The sequence below is a fragment of the Croceitalea marina genome (assembly GCF_042684265.1).
In the GTDB taxonomy this organism is placed as follows: domain Bacteria; phylum Bacteroidota; class Bacteroidia; order Flavobacteriales; family Flavobacteriaceae; genus Croceitalea; species Croceitalea marina.
The window spans coordinates 1-2507 of the sequence record NZ_JBHULB010000065.1 but is presented as its reverse complement, the minus strand read 5'-3'; the positions used below and the strand labels follow the sequence as shown (position 1 = coordinate 2507).

At 32.9% G+C, this 2507-nt stretch carries 2 protein-coding genes; both read left to right on the top strand.

Annotation, left to right across the window (positions count from 1 at the left end):
- Positions 1–2072, top strand: a 2072-nt coding sequence (locus ACFSQJ_RS14425; RefSeq protein ID WP_377767676.1) for a hypothetical protein, incomplete at its 5' end; no start/stop codon positions are given.
- 27 nt (positions 2073–2099) lie between these two features.
- On the top strand, positions 2100–2477 hold the full coding sequence (locus ACFSQJ_RS14420) for a hypothetical protein (protein WP_377767675.1): 378 nt from the start codon (positions 2100–2102) through the stop codon (positions 2475–2477).
- The last annotated feature ends 30 nt before the right edge of the window (positions 2478–2507 follow it).

Sequence of the window (2507 nt, the reverse complement as noted above, 5' to 3'; positions counted from 1 at the left end):
GCAACACTCAAATAGAATCGATCTTTTTAGTGGCTCACTTTCATCCGCCCCACTATGCTCACTTTGGTCCGCCGCGGGTGGCTCAGTTTAATCCGCCGCAGGTGGTATACTATGCCCGTTTTTTGCACTTAGAGGTAGAGTTAGAAAAAATCGGATATGTAAAAGAGAGTGATGAGAATCATAATATTTTAGTTCACAAAATAAAGTCAAATAAAGAAATTGACTATTCTCCTAAAACTACCGTAAGTGAATATGATAAAAATTACTACAATGATATTCTGAAACTACCATTTTATTCATTTAATCATGAGCTTTTATATAAATCTTCTACCGCAGAAACGGTACGTCTTTTATATCAGCCATTTATGGCAAAGCTCCACGTATTAGATAAAGAAAAAATTGGTGGTATTACAGATGAGGATATAAAAGTGGCCTTACAGCAGATATCTTTTTTAACTAAGATCACCAATGAAAAAGTTGAAAAACTAATTCTTTCCGAGTATCATAATAAAGTAGGGGACTTGTTATATTTTATCAATTACCGCCCTTTTTATACTGGTGATGTAGAAGAAAGAAAAGACATACATAACAAATTCTCAGCACAGAAACTGTATAGGATAAGTCTTCAAATATTAGGGGCTAAGGATAAACACCTAATAGACATACTATTCGATAATTACATTGATGCATGGCCCAAGAACAACCTTAAAACTCATCCTCGTTTTGAAGAGATAAAGATGTTAGGTAGCGGTTTAAGTGATTTAGGGGATGCCTATTTGTGTTCGATAGATAAAAGTACCAACATTATCGATTGGTCTCTATATAAATCTACAGTTTCTCTTTTCAATGGAGAGATTGAGATTAGCACTAAACGCGAAGAAATAAGGAATTTATTTGAATCTGGAAACTTGAATAGGGTATTGGGTTGCTATTTGATGTCTAGCTTTTTTTACTATTTAAACCAAGATCATAGTAAGGCTGCTTTTCAATATATTAAGGTGATGCATCTAATTGAAATGAACAGTCTAAGAATTGCTAAGGTTCTTGATAGGCCAAATAACATTGTAACAAAAAAAGATTTCTTCAGAAATGTTACGGACATGGTAATGAAAATCCTTTCGTCTATATATAGATCTTATAACGCGTCTACCCGCCAAGAGATTGAGCGAATGAAAGAGATTTTTAAAATAAGGCGAGAGGAAATAGATGAAAACTATTTCCATTATATCCTCAATAATTTGCCGTCTATTAGCGAAGCACAAGAGATTTTGATGCTCTATAGGTTAATAAAGCTACGGTTTGGTGTATTTGATAAGAATTGGAATGAGCTTAAAAAGGATTTTACACTTTATAACCCTAGCAAATATGCCAACTTAAATGGCATGTACGGTCGCCTAAATTCACTTTATGTTAAAATAAGATTCAATTATGGAACTTTTGAAAGAAAAATGAGGGAGCTTATGGGGAAAAAAAGGGGCGAAGAAATTCCAGCTTCTTTTGAATCGATATGGGAAAAGATGACACCAGAAGAAGACCACGAAATTATCAGATATTTGATATCTGATACAATTTATTGTTTAACTGAAACTATAAGGATTTTAAAGGTATTTGGAGCTACCTATATTTCTAACCATTCTACGTTTGCTTTCGCATATGAAAAAAGGGCCGCATGGTGTGAATATTTTGAGGCCTATGACATACAAGAGAGAGATGTTGGAATTTTCATGAATTACAAAGGCTCTTCAAAATTGTATATGACCACGAGAAATTTGATCGGTTCTCAAGCCATGCCTAATTTAAAGGCAAAATATAATTATGAGAAAGCTGCATTTCATTTCACTGAGGCACTGGAAACTCATGAAAGTAGGTTTACATATGATCGTTTTACAGAAAGCCTATATTATTTAGAAGATGATTTTAATGATAACCATATTCACTTTTTTGCTGCTCTCGAACGCTACAAGATTAACCTTGGAAAGGTTAAAAGGAAACTTGACTATTGCAACGAGAAACTAAAAGTATCTAAAATCTACGGGGTGGATATGTACGATTATAAAGAGAAACAACAATAAACTTTTAGCTACAGTTAAAAAAAGTAAATGGTAAATACAGATAAAAAAAACGGTCTTGATAAAACTAGAACAAATATCAACATCCCTTCATTGTCAATTTGGGTTATTATAAGTACGGTTCTATGTTTCCTCATCTATATTAGTGTTGCCTTTGGGCACCATTATTTTTATATCGCCAACCTAGATGATAAAAATCATTCTGCAAAAATGTATATGATTCTATATGTCGGGATATTCATGATTTCAATGGGATTGATATACTTCCTATTTATATTGGATAAGGTTCAACTTAAAAACAATGAAGACAATTATTTTGAGGCTAAGACCATTCTTAACATTAGCCTTCCAGGAATTATACTAAGCATTTTGGGTGCTATATTAATCTTTTTTGGCAACGCGTACTAGCTAGATAAATAAAGGATAACTAATTATTAT